The sequence below is a fragment of the Sphingopyxis sp. BE235 genome, from assembly GCF_031457175.1.
In the GTDB taxonomy this organism is placed as follows: Bacteria; Pseudomonadota; Alphaproteobacteria; order Sphingomonadales; family Sphingomonadaceae; genus Sphingopyxis.
In genome coordinates this window covers 1,450,925-1,469,441 of record NZ_JAVDWC010000001.1, presented here as the reverse complement: position 1 = coordinate 1,469,441, position 18,517 = coordinate 1,450,925, and the positions used below count along the sequence as shown (strand labels likewise).

11 protein-coding genes are annotated in these 18,517 nt (G+C 63.5%); all 11 read right to left on the bottom strand.

The window, feature by feature from the left end; genetic code table 11:
* Window positions 1–9: 9 nt before the first annotated feature.
* Window positions 10–1,275, bottom strand: coding sequence for a Gfo/Idh/MocA family oxidoreductase (locus tag J2X38_RS06865; RefSeq protein WP_310252518.1), 1,266 nt, complete (start codon window positions 1,273–1,275; stop codon window positions 10–12).
* Window positions 1,268–2,116 carry an FAD:protein FMN transferase gene (locus tag J2X38_RS06860; RefSeq protein ID WP_310252516.1) on the bottom strand — a complete coding sequence of 283 codons (849 nt, stop codon included), beginning with the start codon at window positions 2,114–2,116 and terminating at the stop codon, window positions 1,268–1,270. Before J2X38_RS06860 ends, J2X38_RS06865 begins: the two co-directional genes overlap by 8 nt.
* 14 nt (window positions 2,117–2,130) lie before the next feature.
* Window positions 2,131–3,444 (bottom strand): Gfo/Idh/MocA family oxidoreductase, encoded by a 1,314-nt coding sequence (locus J2X38_RS06855; protein ID WP_310252514.1) that lies wholly within the window; start codon window positions 3,442–3,444, stop codon window positions 2,131–2,133.
* A gap of 11 nt (window positions 3,445–3,455) precedes the next feature.
* A complete protein-coding gene (locus J2X38_RS06850; protein ID WP_310252512.1) occupies window positions 3,456–4,856 on the bottom strand; it encodes a DUF1080 domain-containing protein in 1,401 nt (466 codons plus the stop codon).
* A 422-nt stretch (window positions 4,857–5,278) separates the two neighbouring features.
* On the bottom strand, window positions 5,279–6,268 hold the full coding sequence (locus J2X38_RS06845; RefSeq protein WP_310252510.1) for a nuclease: 990 nt from the start codon (window positions 6,266–6,268) through the stop codon (window positions 5,279–5,281).
* A gap of 22 nt (window positions 6,269–6,290) precedes the next feature.
* Window positions 6,291–7,529 carry a YdcF family protein gene (locus J2X38_RS06840; RefSeq protein ID WP_310252509.1) on the bottom strand — a complete coding sequence of 413 codons (1,239 nt, stop codon included), beginning with the start codon at window positions 7,527–7,529 and terminating at the stop codon, window positions 6,291–6,293.
* Between the two features lie 26 nt (window positions 7,530–7,555).
* Entirely contained in the window at window positions 7,556–10,012 is a 2,457-nt protein-coding gene (locus J2X38_RS06835) for a TonB-dependent receptor (protein ID WP_310252507.1), read from the bottom strand.
* A 514-nt stretch (window positions 10,013–10,526) separates the two neighbouring features.
* Window positions 10,527–12,458, bottom strand: coding sequence for an acetate--CoA ligase (gene acs / locus J2X38_RS06830; RefSeq protein WP_405053436.1), 1,932 nt, complete (start codon window positions 12,456–12,458; stop codon window positions 10,527–10,529).
* Window positions 12,459–12,472: 14 nt separating this feature from the next.
* Window positions 12,473–13,771: an ectonucleotide pyrophosphatase/phosphodiesterase gene (locus J2X38_RS06825; RefSeq protein WP_310252503.1), complete on the bottom strand. Its 1,299-nt coding sequence runs from the start codon at window positions 13,769–13,771 to the stop codon at window positions 12,473–12,475.
* Between the two features lie 38 nt (window positions 13,772–13,809).
* Window positions 13,810–17,040, bottom strand: a complete 3,231-nt coding sequence (locus J2X38_RS06820) for a TonB-dependent receptor domain-containing protein (protein ID WP_310252501.1) — start codon at window positions 17,038–17,040, stop codon at window positions 13,810–13,812.
* Window positions 17,041–17,154: 114 nt separating this feature from the next.
* Window positions 17,155–18,378, bottom strand: a complete 1,224-nt coding sequence (locus tag J2X38_RS06815) for an MFS transporter (RefSeq protein WP_156419696.1) — start codon at window positions 18,376–18,378, stop codon at window positions 17,155–17,157.
* Window positions 18,379–18,517: the final 139 nt, after the last annotated feature.

The window sequence follows — 18,517 nt, the reverse complement described above, 5'->3', positions numbered from 1 at the left end:
GTTCCTTTTTCAGATGGCGATCAGCGACGTCGGCCAGGCCAAAATTTGACCGCTATCCATCGCCTGCTCGCCAAGCAGCGACGCGACGCTCGCATAATAGGCTTGCGACAACAGGCCGGGCAGCGGCTTGCCGGTCCGCACCGCCTCGCCAAAGCCCTCGAACTGCAGCATCGTCTCGTCATATTCGCCCCAGCCAAGCGGCTCCCCGGGCGTGGTGACGGGAAGCTCGGCGAACCAGGTCGCGCCGCCGATCGGGACCGCACGTTTTTTCCCGCTCGCCACGTCGGCCTGCATCCGTAGCAGCGCCAGTTCTTTCGGCGGCAGTTCCTTGTAAATGCGACCGAGTTCGGGTTCGATCGTCCCCTTGCTGCCCTGAATCTGCTCTTCGCAGCCATAACGCGCGTTGTTCAGCAGCGAGGTGTAGATCAGTTTGCGGCCCCCCGCATATTCATAGATCAGCGCGACATGGTCATAGACCTCGCGCCCGTCCTTCCAGAAACAGATGCTGCCCGATCCCATCACGCGGGTCGGCACGGCGTCGAAGAACAGGTTGCTGACCTGAATCTGGTGCGTCGCCAGTTCGGTCATCAACCCCGCCGAGCTGTCGCGATACAGGCGCCAGTTGATCTGACGGTCGGTGGCCCCGGCGGGAACCGGCCGGCGCCAGCTGCTTTGCCGGTGCCAGCTGGCGCGGATCTGCGTAAGCGATCCGATTTCGCCCTCTTTCGCGCGGCGGACCGCGTTCAGATAGGTGGGTTTGAACATGCGCTGATGGCCGATCTGCAGCACCTTGCCGCTGTCCTGCGACCGTTTCACCATCGCGCTACAATCGTCGATCGTGCGCGCCATCGCCTTTTCGCACCACACATGAAGCCCCGCATCGAACGCATCGAAGCTCTGCTGTTTATGAAGGTCGAGCGGGGTCGCGATCACCACGGCATCGAGACCGCCCGCATCGAGCATCGCCCGGTGATCGGTGAAGGCACGCGTCGACGCATCGACCAGCGCGCGCCCCTTTGCCAGATGCAGCTCGAAATTGTCGCAGATCGCCGCCACGGTGCAGTTGCGGGTCTTGGCGATATTCTGGATCAGTCCCCGACCGCGATCGCCCGTGCCGATCACCCCCAGCCGTACGCGATCGCCCTTTGCCACCGGTGCGGCGAGGGCGGCTGTGCTTGCCCAGGGCGCCGCTGCGGCCATCCCCGCGCCAGCTGTCGCCATCAGCACGCGATCGATGAACGATCGCCGTGACAGGTCGAAATCATTGTCAGTCATTAAAACTCATCCTGGCAGATTGATCGGGGATCGCCGCTCCCCGGGGAAAATCGAATAGAAAACGGCGCGTCCGGTCGCCGTTCAGCAAGCGCTCCGCCTGATCTTCATCGGCGACGAGCAAAGCGGTGCTCATCGCCTCGGCATGCGCGCCAAGCCGGTCGACGGCAACCGTGCAGCGCGGCGCAGACACGATGGTGGCATCGGTCGGGCGTATCATCGCGGCGCGTTCCGGCGCGTTCGTCCCCGCACCGACGGTCGACGAGATCGATACGGATTCGTCGGTGAGTTCGAGTTCGACCAGAATCTCGTCGGGGCGCAGCGGGTGTGCAATCGCGAACGGCCAGCCGCCGCCAAGCGGGTGTTCGCCGACGACGGCAATCGAACTTTCCCCGGCCGACAGGCACGCCGATACGACACCCTTCTCGCGCAGCACGGCGCAGGCGCGATCGAGCGCGAAGCCCTTGCCGAACCCGCCGAAATCGAGCGCGACAGGCTGCGATATCTCGATCCGCGCGGCGCTGCGATCAAATACGATGGCACTCCACCCCGCCGACGCGAAGCGACGATCGGCCGCGGGATCGAACAGCCCGAGCGTCGAGGCGTGCAATTCCTCGATCGTGACCAGCGCGTCGAACAGCAGCGCATCGTCGATACCAGCTCCCTGCCCCGCCATCAGCCGTTCGTTGAGCGCGGTCGTTGCCGACGGGCGATGGATGGTGAGCGCATCGTCGACCGCCTCGATCGCGCGCTGCGCCGCCGTCAACGCGTCGTCGTCACCCGCACCGAACCGATGCAGTTCGACGCGCGTCCCCATCGAAGCAAAGCGCACAACGTCGGTCATGATCGCCCCAGGGGTCAGCCCTTGACCTCCCAGCCCGGCTCATAATCGACCGACCACAGCTTCATGGCATCGGCATTGGCCGGTTTGCCCGTCGCCGGATCGATCGTCAGCGCGCCGCTCGTGCGATAGGCGATATTGCCGAGGTGACAGAGCGCGGTGCTGATATGCCCTTCGGCAATCGGCGATGCGAGCACGCTGGCGCGGCCGCGGATGACGTCGACCAGATTGCCGGCATGAAGGATGTCGAGCGCACCCTCGCCGACCGTTCCGGTGGTTTCCGAACTGGCCGGGGCCTTCACCTCCCGCGTCAACTTGCCTTCCAGATCGTACAGCTCGAACCCGTTGCGATCGACGATGGCCGACCCTTTGGTGCCGAGCAGCAGCACGCCGCGGCCACGCCCATAGGTCTTGATGCCATTGCAGCTTTGCCCGTTCCAGCGGATCGCGCGACCATCGTCGTAGATCAGGTCGAGCGCGAGCGAATCATACATTTCCCAATCGTCGCCGCGGTGGAAATGCCGTCCGCCCTGCGTCGATACGCTGGTCGGATAGGTCAGCCCCATCGCCCAGCGTGCGATATCGAGTTCGTGCATCGCATTGTTGCAAATCTCACCCGTCCCATATTTCCAGAACCAGTGCCAATTATAGTGCACCAGGTTCGACCGGTACGGCCCGCGCGGGCGCGGCCCCTGCCACAAATCCCAGTTCAAATTGGCCGGCGGCGCGATTTCCTGTCCCTTGCCGATCGACCCGCGATTGTTCGCATACCAGGTCTGGGCTTCATAAACGTCGCCGAGCTCGCCTGCCCGGACCATGTCGACAAGCTGCCGCGTCTCCACGCTCGACCGTTGCTGATTGCCCACCTGCAACTGACGCCCAGTGCGGCGCTGTGCCGCGATCAGCGCTTCGCCTTCGGCGGGGGCGATGCCGATCGGCTTTTCCAGATAGACGTGGCGCCCCGCATTCATCGAATCGATCGCGAGCTTTGCGTGCCAATGATCGGGCGTCGCGACACTGACGATGTCGACGTCCTTGCTGTCGAGCAGCCGGCGATAGTCCCCCACGATCTTGGGGGCAGGATGGCCTTTGGCGGCAAATTCGCTCGCGCGCTTCGCGAGGATGGCCGAATCCACGTCGACGAAATGGGTGACGGAAACGTTCGGCAGCTTCGAAAAAGCGCTCATATGCGCCTGCCCGCGCCCGTTCACGCCAACCACCGCCACACGCAGGCGATCGTTCGCACCCTTGATCTGCGCATAGCTGCGCGCGCTCATCGTGGCGCCCAGCGTCGCTGCGGCGCCCTTCAACATCGTACGGCGGTCAATCATGTCCTGTCCCCTTAGAATTCGCGCAGCTTGATCGACCGGAAGTCGACCCGGTCGCCATGATCCTGGAGCAAGATCGGTCCCTGCTCCCACTCGCCGAAGTTCGGCCATTTCGCATATTTGCTGCGCGCGACAAGCTCGCGAAAGGCGGGCGAGCCACGTTCATATTCGACGACCTTGAACCCGTTCAGCCAATGTTCGACATGCTTGCCGCGCACGACGATGACCGCCCGGTTCCATTCGCCCGGCGCGTTGACGCGCTTGCCCGGGCTATCGGGATCGGAGAGGTTGCGCGCGGTGATCAGATCGTAAAGCGAGCCGATCGTCCGATTGCCGTCGCGGCCCATCTTGGCATCGGGATGGCGCTCATCGTCGAGCAACTGGAATTCCAGGCCGATCGCCGATCCGTCGCCCTTCAACAGGTTCGGATCGACGAAATATTTGATCCCGCTATTGGCGCCCGGCGTCAGCCGGAAATCGACCGACAGCTCGAAGCTCTTGTAATCGCGGGTGGTGATGATGTCGCCGCCATTGGTCGCTTCGGCGCCGCCCGATTTTTCGACCGACAAGATGCCGCCGGCGATCGACCAGCCCTTCTTCGGAAAAGCGGGCCCCTTGGCGCTCCGCCAGCCCTGCGTCGTCTTGCCATCCCAAAGCAGCTTCCAGCCGGCGCCGCGCTCGGCGTCGGTCAGGCGATTGGCCAGCCATCCCTGCTGCTCGACCTTGGTCGCGGGCGAGGCAAAGCGGGCGGGCGTGTCGGTGATGATCCGCACGTTACGGAAACGCGCTTCGGGCTTCTGCGCCGCGACCGCATCGGCAACCGAGTGCACCTGGAAGGCGATGAAGCCCCGCGCGTCCACATCGTCGACAACATCGGCGGCCGGCACGCCATTGATCCAGGTGCGCAGGCGCGTCCCGATCGCTTCGACACGATAGTGGTTCCAGTCGCCCGAGCGAAAGGCCTGCCGCGCCGCATCGTTGCGGCCGAGCGTATAGAGCCATTGACGGCGTTGTTCGTCATAGATGCCGGCGCTCCAGCGCCGCGACGAGGGATCGATCTCCATCTGATAGCCGTGAACCACACCGTTTCGATAATCGGGCCGGCTCTGGCCGCGGATCATCACGCCCGAATTCAGCGTCGGGTCGGTCTTGGCATCGAATTCGAGGATGAAATCGCCGTAAAGCGCGTCGGACACCAGCCAGCTGTTCGCCGAGTTCGGCACGGCGCTGCCAACGACCTCGCCGTCGACAACGCGATAGGGCGCCTGCCCCCCGGCGCTGTGCCAGCCGGCGAGTCCAGCGCGCGGCGTGACGTCCTGCCACGGAGCCTGCCGCTGATCCTGCGCAGCCGAACTGGGCGTCAGCGCTATCAGCGGTGCGGTGGCCAAAGCTAGAAATGCGATCCTTCGAAACATCGTGGCTCCTCTCAATTTTTTATTGCGAGGGCATCCCGAACACGCTTCATTTCCTGACGCGCCAGGCTCTCGCATTATATTGCCGCCAGCGTGAACACGCGAACACAGCTTATGCCTGCCAACCACTAATATGTGGTCAGGCCACTTGCAATAGATATGTCAGACCGATTGTGGTTCGCGAGACGGCGAGCGGACCGGGGCGGTCAATCGACGTTGGAGGCAAATCAGGGGCTCGCAGATGAGCGACGCTTCTCGCATCGCGGCTATTTGCGCCTTGCTATCGTAGCGACGCGCTTCTGAACACCACGACCTTCGTCGCAAGGATCCGATCGGTCTGAACCGAATCGGTCACGCACGATGCCATTTGTCCCTTCAGGCGGGGCGGTGCCGAAGACCCCGACCGAAGCCCGTCGAGAACGCGCTCAGTGACTGGGCGCGGAACCAGTGGCCGGATTGTAGAGAGGATTTGCAGGATCGAGCGGGGACGGATTAACCTGAGCGGACGGCTCGGCGCTCTCGGTCCATGCGCGGTAGATCATGTCCCTGAGCATCGCAGCGCCTGCTGCCGCCCGGCCGTAGACCAGAGCCCGCGCGTCCCGATCCTCCGGATTGGCAAAGCCACCTCTCTTCTCGATGATGTAGACGGTTTCCATATGGCTCCCCGCCTCGTCGAGGAAGGACAGGACGGCTTCGAACAAATCGCCTCGCTGCCGCCCCGGTGCGCCGATCCGGTCGGCGAGGTTCTGTGGCTCCAGCGCGATCGCATCGACAAACTCGCTCTCGAAACGGCCATGGATGCTTCGATCGGTCGTATAGTTTTTCGGATTGGCGCCCAGCCATCCATCGCTGTTGACCGAAGCGTGGAGCGGCTGCGAACCGTCGCCGATATAATGCCCAAGGCGGGCAACCTGATAGGCACAGTTCTGTTCCGGCACACTGGCGTCGGCACCCGCTTTTTGCGCAGCGCGAATCTGGCGCATGCAAACGACAAGGCGCCCATAGCTTTCCATTGCCGCATAGGGCAGCGTGCCGGTCCAGCGCACGTTGGTCCGCTTGGCCCGCTCCGGATCGCTGTCCTTGATCCGCAGATACTCGTCATGCAAGGCGAGGATAAACTCGTAGCGCGAGCGCGGGATGGGGTTCAAAAATGCGAACTGCTCCTTGAACCATCCGTGATTGGGATCCTCCTCGATCTTTGAAAAGGGCTCGGAGGCGCTGCGCCAGCTGTCGGGCATGGTCGAAGATGCTGCAATATAGTCGGCATATCTGTGGAGGAATATGGGGCCGTCGGCGGGCAGCGCTGCGATGGCCGCTCTGTCGATTGCTGCGTGGGCGCGTTCGCCCCAGGCGAGGACGGGGACAGGAACGGCGGCGCACGCGGCCGCAGCGAAAACTAACAGGAAATGGCGCACGGACTTTGCTCCGAACAGGACGTCAGGGATCGAGCGGATCGGCCGGTTCGACGTGAAACGCGACCGGGTCGGGGACGAAGCGCAGCGTGAAGCGATCGGGGCCGGGTGCCAGACGGCCCGGCTGCACCCCCATTTCCTTCAGGTTGCGGAGCGCCAGTTCCTCGCCGCCGATATACTGGATCGTGCGATGGTCGGACACGATCAGCGCCGGCCGATCCTCTGGAAAGCCGGCGGCAAGCAGAAGCCGCGCGCAGTTGCGCAGGTTGGTGGTGGTATGGCGCGCATGCGGCTCCATCAGGATGCGGTCGGCCGGAATGCCATATTGCGTGACCAGCAGGCGCTTCATCTCGACCGCTTCGTTGAACGGCGTGCGGTTGGGGTGCACATTGCCCCCCGATACGATGATGAAAGGGGCCAAACCGCGCGCGAACAGATCGGCCGCAATGGCCAGGCGGATATGCCCCATCACGCCCGTGCGCGATTGCACGTCTTCCGGGCCATGACCGAACACCAGCAGCGCGGTATAGGGCTTTGCTCGCCAGTTCATCCGGGCGACCGCCCGGGCCGTGTCGGCATTGTCACCGCCCAATAGCGGCCGGTAGCTGCCCGCGTCGATACGCTCGTTCATCTGGAGCAGGCCAATCGCGTAACGCAACGATGGATCGAAGAAAAGATCATCGGCTTTGGCCTGCGCGACCGTGGCGACGCCGTGCGTATCCAGCACGTCCGCCATCTTGGGGTCGGCAATATTGAAAATGATGGAGTCGATAACGGGATAACGCGGCGGTGCCCCTTTGGCATAGACGGCGATGACCTGGTTCACCGCTGCCGCCGTTTCGGCCCACGCCGTGGCGACAAGATCCGCATCGGACAGTGCCGCACGGCGGGCGAAGCGCCCGGAAGGTCGCATTTGCCGCGTCACGAGCGCCCTGGCGCGCTTTTGATCGCTCACCATCAGCCGCAACCGCGCCTGCACCAGGGCGATGTCCGCCTCGGTCCATATCCACGCATCGGCCAGACATTGCGGAGACGGCGCACAGCTGTTTTCCGGCACCCGCGCGGCGCGCGCGGCGGCAAGTTCCACCAGAACGGGATCGTCACGCAACGCCTGCGCCCAATCTGGCGCCGTTCGCATCATTGCGAACAGCGGAAAAACACGGGTCGTCAGCGTGTCGGCAAAGGGTGATGCGTAGCCGGCCGGGTCCTGCGCCGCCGCCACTCCCGGATAAAGAGACGAGGCGACGGCCAGGCAGATGCTCAAGGCTGTGGTGCGAATTGCGCGCACCCTTACCAGCTGCGGCTGAGGATAAAGCGGAAGCTGCGGCCGAATAAAGGTCGTCCATAGATCGCATCGCTCGCGCCCTGACCGGCGAGCTGGTCGGTCCGCGGGTTGCCCTCGGTCAATCCCTTGGCGTTGGTCAGATTGTCACCAACCACCTGGAAGCGCCAGTTGCCAAAGCTCGCCGACGCGCTTGCGCCGAATGTTTGATAAGCGGGCAACGCCGTCAGGTTGAAAAGATCGACGTAGCGGCGGCCCACCCATTCGTAACGTCCTGCGATCTCGACTTCGCCTCCGCCGACCGGGAAACGGACAGACGGACGCACATTGCCGAAAAACTTGGCCTCGCGGATGATCTGGTTGCCGTTCACCGCGGTCGGATCGGCGCCCGACGTGTTCGCGAGATTACGATATTGGGGGTCGGCCCAGGTGACCGAACCGGCCAGTTCGAACCAGCTCACCGGCTTGATCCGGCCGTCAACCTCGACGCCTTTTGCGACAGCCTCGCCGATGAACGGCACGGGCTGGTCATTGCGGCCGGTCACCGGGTTGAACGCGATGAACGTCGCGTTGAAAGGATCGAACTTGGTGTAAAAGCCGGTGACGTAGAGGTAGTTCGGGCCGAAGCTGGCCTTGACGCCCAGTTCATACTGCCGCGCCTTGGTTTTGATGATTGTCGGGGCGGTGCTGGATACCACGCCCATCTGGGGCGGCACTTCCAGGTTCGAAACGCGGCCGTAAGCGCCGAAATTGTCCGTGAAGTCATAATTGACGCCGGCCGTCCAGTTGGTCGCCGAGGGTTTGAGCTTGTTCGACACGATAGCCCCGCTGAAAGCGCGGGTGGCGTTGTCGGCCAGCGTCGTCGTATCGCCCAGATCAGCGGCGGTCGACAGCAGCGCAAAGCCTTCATAGTCATACCATTCCTTACGGATGCCGCCGTCGACCCGCAGTCCGTCGGTAATCTCCCAGGTATCATTGGCATAGACGGCGACCATCTTCGCATCGGCCTCGCCCTGGTTCAGCGTGGTGGTGTATCGCAACACGCCATTTTGGGTGACCGAGCCGAGCACGGCGCCCGTCGCAGAATAGGCGACAAGGTCGATCGTGCGGGGCTGGCTCTGCACTTCGATCAGCATGTCCTGATAGGCCTGGAAGAGCGTATTGCCATAAGCCGCCCCATAAACGCCTATGCGCACGTCATGGGTGCCCAGGCCGGTCTCGAACTTGCGGGTAACACTGAGATCGGCCTGCCCCGAATAAAAGTCCGATTCGGAAACGCGATACTGGCCCGACATGATGAGGCCCGAAGCCGCGCCCGGATCATAAACCGTCGCGCCGTTGGTGCCGGCAACGGCATAGCCGAGCCGCGCCACATCGGCCCCGAAAGCGGTGCGAGCGGCCGTCAGATAGCTTGCCGCAAAGGTGTTCGCGCTAACCGGGTTGGTGGTCGAATAGAAAGCGTCGAAGCTGCTCTTGCCTTTGGTGAAGCCGCCCTTGGCCGAAACCAGCCAGCCATCGAAATCGCCTTCATATTGCAGGCCGACGTTGAAGAAGCGCATGTGCCGGCCATCGGCAAGATCCCGGTTCAAACCCTGCAGCACGCCGGCACCATCGCGATATTTGACGTTGACGTTGCGGAGCGCCGGAGAGTTCAGCGTACCCGTGTGATAATCGATATAGGGATCGAGCGAGAGAGAGGGATTGCGCGGATCGGCGACCGGGATCGGGAGGTAGAAGATGTTGTGGTCGTTGGTATATTGCATCGACACCTTGACGAAGCCGTTGTCGAGGTCGTGCTTCAGGTTGGCGCGGATCTGGCCACCCTTGTCGCTGGGAAAGCCGCCGTCGCGATAGCCGTCATGCTGGCGCAGGAAGCCGCCGATGGCGAAATAGGTGCGCTCGCCGATCGGTCCCGACTGCATCGCGTCGAGCCGGTACAGGCCGGTATCACCCAAAGTTAACTGCGCTTTGCCGCGTGCATCGGGCCCGCCCGACACGGTGATGTTATTGGCGATCGCTGCGGCGCTGCTGGCATAGATCGGCGCCGGACCGCCGCGCACGATTTCGACGCGCTCGGTCATCAGGTCGAAGCGGTTCATGCCCTCACCGGAGTTAAAAAACACGCCGTCAATCTCATGGTAGAGCGGCAGCCCGTCCTGCTGGAAGATCAGGTATCCGCGATCGGTAGGAATGCCGCGGACGCGCGTGATGTTCTGCACTTCGCCGCCAGTCGCTTCGACCTGGATACCCGGAACGGTGCCGAGCAGGTCGGCGAAATTCTTGGGCGCGATCCGCTGGACCTCTTCTTGTCCAAGGGAGTTCACGGCATAGGATACATCGAACCGGCGCTGGGCGCGGGCGCTTCCCGTCACGACGATGTCCGATTGCGCCGTCTCTTCTACTCCTGCCTCCGCTTCCGGAGCGGCCGTTTGGGTTGCATCCTGTTCCGCAGCGATGCTGGGCATTGACCATGCCAACGCGGTCAAAGAAGATAGAAGCGTCAGAGCGTAAGTTTTTTTGTGTGCGAGTTGCATTGTCGAGTCCCCTTATGGAACTCGGCCGGTTAGGGGCGCTTCGCGTCAATGCGGTTACACGCTGTCCATTCAGATCCTCACAGGGCGGAATTTTCCCGTCGGCGCATGCCTCGACGGGGCGAAGCACCGATATGTCCTGGCTCACGCCGACGAATGGGTCACCGCTATCCAATCGAAAAACCCGGAGACATTGATGTTTCGCGCGTGCCGCCCTGAATCAGCGTCGGCGGGAAACCGGCTGCGAAATCGCTGTAAACGGGCGACACGAGCGGATTGAGCATGCACCATCAGGTCGTTGGCGCGCCGTTCCACGAGCGACCGACCTGACAGCAAATCACCGTTTGCGGAATGTCCGCTTATGAAAAAAACGGGAACATGCGGCCGTTCGATTTGCAATGCTCCCGCGGTGGCAATTCCACCAATCTTGATACGGCGCTTTCGCCTCTCAACGGATTCGATTGGCCACCAAAGCTTCCAAGATCGCGGAGTCCGCGAGTGTCGAAGTGTCGCCGAACGACGACACATCCCCTTCGGCGATCTTCCGGAGAATGCGGCGCATGATCTTCCCAGAGCGGGTTTTCGGCAGGCCGGGTGCGAACTGCACCGCGTCGGGGGTCGCGATCGGGCCGATTTCGCTGCGTACCCATTTCACCAGTTCGCCGCGCAGCGCGTCGTCCGCGGCGCAGCCGGCATTGAGCGTCACATAGGCGTATATGCCCTGCCCCTTCACATCGTGCGGCATCCCGACCACCGCGGCCTCGGCCACCTTGGGGTGGAGCACCAAAGCGCTTTCGACCTCGGCCGTGCCCATGCGGTGGCCGCTAACATTGATGACGTCATCGACGCGGCCGGTGATCCAGTAATAGCCGTCGTCGTCGCGGCGGCAGCCGTCGCCGGTGAAATATTTGCCCGGATAGGTGGTGAAATAGGTCTGGAAGAAGCGCGCACGATCACCCCAGACGCCGCGCATCTGTCCCGGCCAGCTCCGCGCGATGACGAGATTGCCCTCGGCTGCGCCGGGCAAAACATGCCCCTCGCCATCGACGAGTTGCGGATCGACGCCGGGCATGGGTTTCGTCGCACTGCCGGGCTTGAGCGCAGTCGCGCCCGGCATCGGCGCGATCATCGCGCCGCCGGTTTCGGTCTGCCACCAGGTGTCGATGATCGGACAGCGGCCCTCGCCCACGACCGCATGATACCAGCGCCACGCCTCGGGGTTAATCGGCTCGCCGACCGTGCCAAGCAGCTGGAGCGACTTGCGGCTCGTCCTTGTCACGAAGGCGTCGCCGTCCTTCATCAACGCGCGCAGCGCGGTGGGGGCGGTGAAGAGGGTGTGAACCTGGTGCCGGTCGACGACCTGCCAGAGGCGGCTCGCGTCGGGCCAGTTGGGCAGCCCTTCGTACATCAGGGTCGTCGCGCCATTGGCGAGCGGGCCATAGAGGATGTAGCTGTGCCCCGTAACCCAGCCGATGTCGGCGGCGCACCACCACACCTCGCCCGGACGATAGTCGAAGCAAAGCTCATGCGTCAGGCTCGCCCAGAGCAGATAGCCCGCGCTGCTGTGGAGCACGCCCTTGGGCTTGCCGGTCGAGCCGCTCGTGTAGAGGATGAACAGCGGGTCTTCGGCGTTCATTTCCTCAGGCGGGCAGTCGGCGGCGACCTCTGCGGCGGCCTCGTGATACCAGATGTCGCGGCCCGCGGTCATCGCCACCGCGCCGCCGGTTGCCCGCACAACAATCACCTTCTCCAACGCGGGCGCGCGCTTTGCCGCCTCATCGACATTGGCCTTGAGCGCGATGCGCTTGCCGCCGCGCCGCCCTTCGTCGGCGGTAATGACGACGCGGCTGTCGCAATCGGTGATGCGGCCCGCCAGCGCCTCGGGCGAGAAGCCGCCGAACACCACCGAATGGATCGCTCCGATCCGCGCGCAGGCGAGCATCGCAAACGCCGCCTCGGGGATCATCGGCATATAGATGGTGACGCGATCGCCCTTGCCGACCCCTTGCGCCTTCAGGACATTGGCGAAGCGGCAGACCTCGCGGTGCAGTTCGCGAAAGCTGATACGACGCGGGTCTTCGGCGGGATCGTCGGGTTCCCAGATGATCGCGACGTCGTCGCCCCGGCTCGCGAGATGCCGGTCGATGCAATTGGCCGCGACATTGAGCGTGCCGTCGGCGAACCACGCGATGCGGAAATCGCCTTCGTCGAACGACCAGTCGCCCGCCGTGTCCGGCGCGTTCATCCAGTCGAGTCGCTTCGCCTGCTCCAGCCAGAAAACGTCGGGCTCTGCGAGCGAGGTTTCGTACATCGCGGCATAGGCCGCTTCGCCGAGCGCCCGCTCTGTCCACGCCGCCGGAACCGGATACACGTCGGACACGCGCTTTTCCTCCGTCATTGGCCGCGGATCGGAAGGATGGGCGCGCGGGCGGCAGGGAGCGAAACTTTCAGTTCCGCGGCAAGCGTCGGCGCGATCTGCCGCATGTCGATCACGCCCAGATTCTGGCCCGCGGCGATCCCCGGCCCCGTGATGAAGAAGGACGAATGCATGTCGGCACGCACCGTCCGCGTCGAGAAGGCACCATGCGCTCCGCCTTTGGACGGCTTCACGATCGGCCCCGTCATCGCGTTGGCCATCCGGTATCCCGGCTTGAACGCCACGACATATTCGGCCGCCGGGGGAAGCCCGCGGTTGGCATATTCGTCGCGGGCGTAGATGCGCTCGATCCCGTTGGCCGGGTCGGCCGCCAGCTTTTGCAGATATTCGCTGACGCTTGCCTTCGTCTTCTGGTCCTTCCGGTCCTGGAGCACGACCATCGCCGCCCCGCCGACATACCAGACAAAGGCTTTCCACGAGGTGACTTCCTGCTCGTCGCCCTTGCCGCTGAGCTTGATGAAGCCCGCGTCGACGAAGGCGGCGTTCAGATTGACCTGATGCGTCACCCTGTCGAAGCCGTGATCGGACACGACCGCGACGACGCCGCCGGAATGCGTCTTCCGGTACGCCGCAACGACGCGGCCGAGCGCGGTGTCGATCCGTTCAAGCGCCGCGTTGCCCTCGGCGCTGAACGGACCGAACTCATGCTGCTGATGGTCGAAATTGACGAAATGGACCGTCAGCAATTCGGGGTTTTTCTGCTCGATCAGCGCGATCGCGTCGTCGGCGATCTTCGCGTCATCCTCGTCATTGCCTTCGACGAGGTTGAAATCGATATCGGTAGCCCTTTGGGTGACCGGCCAGAAGATGCTCCCGGTCTTGAGGCCCGCTGCTTTTGCCGCCCCCCACAGCGTAGGCGCCTTGATCTGCGCATAACTGCTATAGCTTTTCGGCAGCTTAGCGGTCGGCGCGAAGGGCCGATTGTTATAGATGCCGTGCTCGGCGGGCAGCACGCCCGTGACCAATGTCGTATGGTTCGGGTTGGTCACGGTGGGGTTCACGTTGATCACGGCCTGTGCGTAGCTCCCGCCGATCAGGAAGCTGCGCAGCATCGGAATCTTCAAGCCATGTTTATCGGCGTCGAGCACGGCGTCGGGCCTCAGCCCGTCGATCGAGATCATCAGCACCGGGTGACGGCCGGACACTTCGGCGTCGTCCGGTGTCGCCGCCCCCGTTTGGGCCCCCGCCTGGCCCACCGGCAGGCTTGTTGCCATCACGAGTGCGATCGAAAACTGGATTGTCCGCCAAAGTTTCATGACTGGCTCCACAAATGAATGATGGGTCGGGCGGAATCTTAGAACCGGTGCTCGAGCTTCAGCTTGAACTGGCGGCCGCGCGGGTTGACGGTGCCCACGAAATAGCCCTCATCCTCGTCCGCGACGGGCGGATCGGCGTCGAAGACATTGTTGACGCCGAAGGTCACGCGCGTGTCGTTGCCGGGGCCGAAGGCATAGGTGATGCGCGCGTTGTGCAGGATCGCGGGCTTCACGCGCAGATAGAAGCGTTTGATGCCGTTATCGTCAAAGGTCATGATGCTCTTGGGCCGGCCCAGCGCTTCATAGATCGCCTCGGTGGTCGACGCCGACGTGTCGGCGTAGGGGCCGTAATAGCTGGTGAACCAGCCCAGCGACCAGCCGTCGCTCTTCCAGTTGACCGACGCAATGCCCTTCCATTTGGCGCGCTTGTTCTTGCCGAGTTCGTCGTTGACGATGCCATCGTCGGCCAGTTCCTCGTCGCGCTTCAGATAGTGCGTCGCTTCGGCCTTCAGCGTGAATTGGCCGAGGCCGAAGTCGGGCACGCGATATTGCAGCGCGAGGTCGAGCCCCGCGAGCTTGCGCGAGCCGAGATTGATATAGTCGTTGATCAGGCTGGTAATCTCACCGACGACGGCGCGCTTGGTGGCGTTGGTTGGCTGCGCGGCGTTGTACGCGTTGAAGGTCGCGATATCGACCGGCGTAGGGGCGCGGCGGGTGACGCGGCTGTTGCCCGCATAATTGGCCGTCCCCGATCCGAGATCGATCTGATCGGCCGTCTTGCCCGACGCGAGCGCCGCCTGGGTGGCGAGGTCGAGCAGCAGTTCGTCGGTCGCGAGCACCTCGGTGTTGCCGAGCGCGGTGATCGCGTCGCGCTGGTTCAGCCGCCAATAATCGACCGTGAAGGAAAGCCCGCGGATGCCCGGCACCTCCATCGCGATGCCCGCGCCGAAGTTCTTCGCCCTTTCGGGATTGAGCCGGTCGTTGCCCTGGCGGAAGGTGCGCCGCGGCGCGCTGTCGTCCGCCGCCGAATTGGTGACGTCGCGGCGATAGGGATCGGCGGTGTAGTTCACGCGCAGCAGCGGCGTGGTGTTGGTCTGCGCCAGGTTCGGCGCGCGGAACGATTCATTATAGGACGCACGCAGCTTCACCCAGGACGCGGGCGCCCAGAGGATGCTGTATTTGGGTGTCGTGCTCGATCCGTGGATCGAGAAGCGCTCGTGACGGATCGCGGCACTCAGCTCGAGCCGGTCGAACAGGAAGAAGCGGTTGTCGTCGGTCACCAGCGGCAGCGCGACCTCGGCATAGGCGGCCTGCACATTCTGCTTGGCGTCGATGTCCGAATTGGGACTCATCGCGATGAAGTCGTTGTCGTTTTCGCGCAGGTACGGGAAATCATTCCCCGATCCGGGCGGGTTGAGGCCCGCGAACGGTGCCTTCCACGCATGATAGCTTTCCCAGCGCGCCTCGGCACCCGCCGCGACCTGGATGGGGCCGCCGCCAAAGGGAAGCTTCCAAAGCTCGCCGCCGATCTTCGCGTCCCACACGATGATCCGCGTTTTGCCATAGCGGTTGTCGGTGTCGTACATCGGCTCGGTGACCGTGTTGGGGTTCACATAGGGCTGATCGACAACGACGCGGTTGTTCACCACCTTGAACGTCACCGGGAACGGATTGTAGGCGCCGCCATCGGTGCGCGCGAGCGCCCGGCGCAGCAAAGATTCGCGGAAGATGTTCGACTCGGTCTCGTGGCTGTAGGCGCCCGAGACGAGCAGGCCGCTTTCCCAGGCCCAGCTGTCGCCGAACTTGCCGCGCGCGCCCGCCATAGCACGGTAGAAGGTCGAATCGACTTCGATATAGCGATCCTTGGTGCCCGGCGGGATCAGCCCCGACACGATCGTGACGTCGGCGGGTGTGCCGGCGATGCGCGCGGTGCCATCGGCGTTGGGCAGGCCCTGCGGATGATAAAAGCGCGAGCCGAACGGGTTATAGGGGTTCGACGCCGGGACATAGAGGCCCGGTTCGTTGACGTTCTGCATGTTCGCCGCTTCGCGCTGGCTGTTCGCGTGCGAGCCGGAGAAGAGGACATCGCCGAATATGGTGAAGCTGTCGTTGAACTCATGTTCGACGAACATCGCGAGATTGAGCCGCTTCAGCCCCGGCACAAGCGTGCGGTGCGGCAGGCGGTTGTCATAATATTCGTCCTCGGGGTTGCCGAGGTTGCGCGACGGCGCCGTCTGCTTGAAATTCACCGCGCCATCGGCGCCGGGATAAAGGAAGAAGGTGCCGTCGGTCGCGACCGTCGCGACGCCCCCCGCGGGTGAGGTCGAGGTCGAGATCCCGCGGTTGCCGTCGGGCCGCCCGCCGTTGAACGTCAGGAAGTCCGACTGAATGAATCCGCGGCGAAACTGGCCATAATGGGTGATCGTGCTGCCGTTATCGAGGTCGTTGTCGAGCGAGAAGTTCGCGCCCGTCGCCGGATTGACGATCGGCAGGCCGTTCCACGGCGCGGGCAGTTTGCGCGTGCGCCGCAGGTCGGACTGCGACCCCCATTTGCGATCGCCGAACAGCAGGTCGTTGCGCCGGAAATAGTCGGCCGAAATGCCGATCGACGTCTGGCCGAACTGAAAGGTCTTCGCCGCCGTAACGCGGAATTCCTCGGCACCGCCGTGCTGCGTAATCGCGCTTTCCATCGAAATGCGTCCGCGATCCTTGGTCGGCGAGATGATGTTGTTGATCACCCCAGCCGCGGCATCGGCACCGTAGATCGCCGATGCGCCGTCGCGCAGCACTTCGACGCGCGATATCAGCGCGGTGGGGATGACATTGGCATTGGCCGAAAGCGACGGCACGCCTTGATCGGTCCCGGAAATCGGATGCGGCGCCATGCGGCGGCCGTTGATCAGCAGCAAGGTGCTGCCCGAACCGATGCCGCGCAGGTCGGGCGACGACACGTCGCCACGCGCGCCCTGCGAGGCGATCGTACCTTCGTTGATTTCGGGCGGCGACGCCGACGGCAGCGTCTCGTAAAGATCGGCGCCGGTCGATCCGCCGCGCAGGTCGATTTCCGACTGGTCGATGACGGTGACCGGCAGCGCGGTTTCGGCGCGCCGGATATTGGTGCCGGTCACGACGATTTCCTTCGTCGGCGCATCGGCTTCGGCGGGTGCCGCGTCGGCGGACGGAGCCGCATCCTGCGCGCGGGCGCCGGTTGCTGTGGCGAGCGCGAACACCATCGCGGTGCCGCATAGAATCGAATGACGAGCTTTCATGTTTCCCTCCGCATTAAGCAAAAATCGCAGTCTGGGTAGGCAGGCGGCCACCGATCGGCGCGGCCGGATAAACTGAGCACGTGAAACTTTGCCGGGCGGCCCCTCAGGGGCGGTTCATCGCCGGATGAACAACGCCACCGTTGCGCTGGCGGCACTCGCCCCCGCGACGATCAGGAACACCAGCGACGTGTCGTGATGCGTGTCCATGAAGCCGCCGATCAGCGGTTCGCCGAGCCCCGCGAACAGATAGGCAAAGAAGTTCATGATCCCGATCGCGGTGCCGGCCCTTTTGTGCCCGACGAGGTCGGGGCACAGCGCCCAGAAGGAGGACTGCGGGCCGTAGACGAAGAAGCCGCACAGGAAGAGCGTGGCGAGGCCGAGATACACGTCGCTGGCGGGGATCGTGTACATGAACAGCGAGGTGACGGTGGCGAGCACCATATAGAGGACGATCGCGAGATAGCGTTTCGACCCGAAGACATTGTCGGATACCCAGCCGTTGGTGGCGGCCCCGATCGCCATCCCGACGGGCAGCGCGACGCTGATCCACTGAGGATCGATGAAGCTGTTTGATGGAGCCGCTTCCCCCGCACCGCCGAGGAAGTGCACCGGCACCCAGACGAGCAAACCGTAGCGGGCCGAATTCTGGAAACCGATGGCAAGGCCGCCGAGCAGCAAGCGCCAGTTGGAAAGCACCGCTTTGTAGCGCGCCCACGAACTCTCGTCGTCGGCGACATCCGGGGCGGTGTCTTCGTCGGCGACATCGTCGTGCGGCGACTGAAACCCCAGGTCTTCGGGGCGTTCGCGCGCAATCAGATAGAAGGCGATACCCCCGACCAGCATCAACAGCACGGGCAGGCGAAAGATCCAGCGCCAGTCGAGCTGCAACACATGGACGACGATGATCGAGGTGACGAAGGACAGCACCGACGCCATGCCCGCGGCGAACACATAGAATCCGAACACCTTGCCGCGTTCATGCTTGCCGAACCAGTTCGACAACAACCGGCTGCCCGGCGCCCAGCCCATCGCCTGGAAATAGCCGTTGAGTCCCCACAGCGCGCCAAGGCTGAGCACGCCCGTTGCAAAGCTCGCGGCCCAGTTGGCGATGCACGAAAGGATCGCGCCCGCGCTCATCACGCGGCGGCCACCATATTTGTCGCCGAGGTTGCCGTTGATCGCCTGCCCGATCGCATAACACCACAAAAGTGCCGCGCTGACCCAGCCCAGCGTTTCTTTCGACACGCCGAATTCGGCCTGGATGCCCGGGATCGCGAACCCGAAAGTCTGTCGACCGGTGTAAAAGAACAGATAGCAAAACATCGCCGCAAACAGCATACGATGCTGAGCCTTGCGAAATAATATACTACTATCTGTCAAGTTACGGAGATCCGTAACACCTTTTTGAACCACGTTCATTTGCATCTGTCCCGTGAATAGGCACTTTATGTGCTCTCTATTTAGTGATTCTTGTTCA

What these genes read in the sequence shown, in the direction of transcription:
- J2X38_RS06850 (WP_310252512.1), bottom strand. Translation starts at nt 4,856, where the DNA reads ATGTTTCGAAGGATCGCATTTCTAGCTTTGGCCACCGCACCGCTGATA.
- J2X38_RS06855 (WP_310252514.1), bottom strand. Translation starts at nt 3,444, where the DNA reads ATGATTGACCGCCGTACGATGTTGAAGGGCGCCGCAGCGACGCTGGGC.
- J2X38_RS06835 (WP_310252507.1), bottom strand. Translation starts at nt 10,012, where the DNA reads ATGCCCAGCATCGCTGCGGAACAGGATGCAACCCAAACGGCCGCTCCG.
- J2X38_RS06860 (WP_310252516.1), bottom strand. Translation starts at nt 2,116, where the DNA reads ATGACCGACGTTGTGCGCTTTGCTTCGATGGGGACGCGCGTCGAACTG.
- J2X38_RS06815 (WP_156419696.1), bottom strand. Translation starts at nt 18,378, where the DNA reads ATGCTGTTTGCGGCGATGTTTTGCTATCTGTTCTTTTACACCGGTCGA.
- J2X38_RS06865 (WP_310252518.1), bottom strand. Translation starts at nt 1,275, where the DNA reads ATGACTGACAATGATTTCGACCTGTCACGGCGATCGTTCATCGATCGC.
- J2X38_RS06825 (WP_310252503.1), bottom strand. Translation starts at nt 13,771, where the DNA reads ATGAAACTTTGGCGGACAATCCAGTTTTCGATCGCACTCGTGATGGCA.
- J2X38_RS06820 (WP_310252501.1), bottom strand. Translation starts at nt 17,040, where the DNA reads ATGAAAGCTCGTCATTCGATTCTATGCGGCACCGCGATGGTGTTCGCG.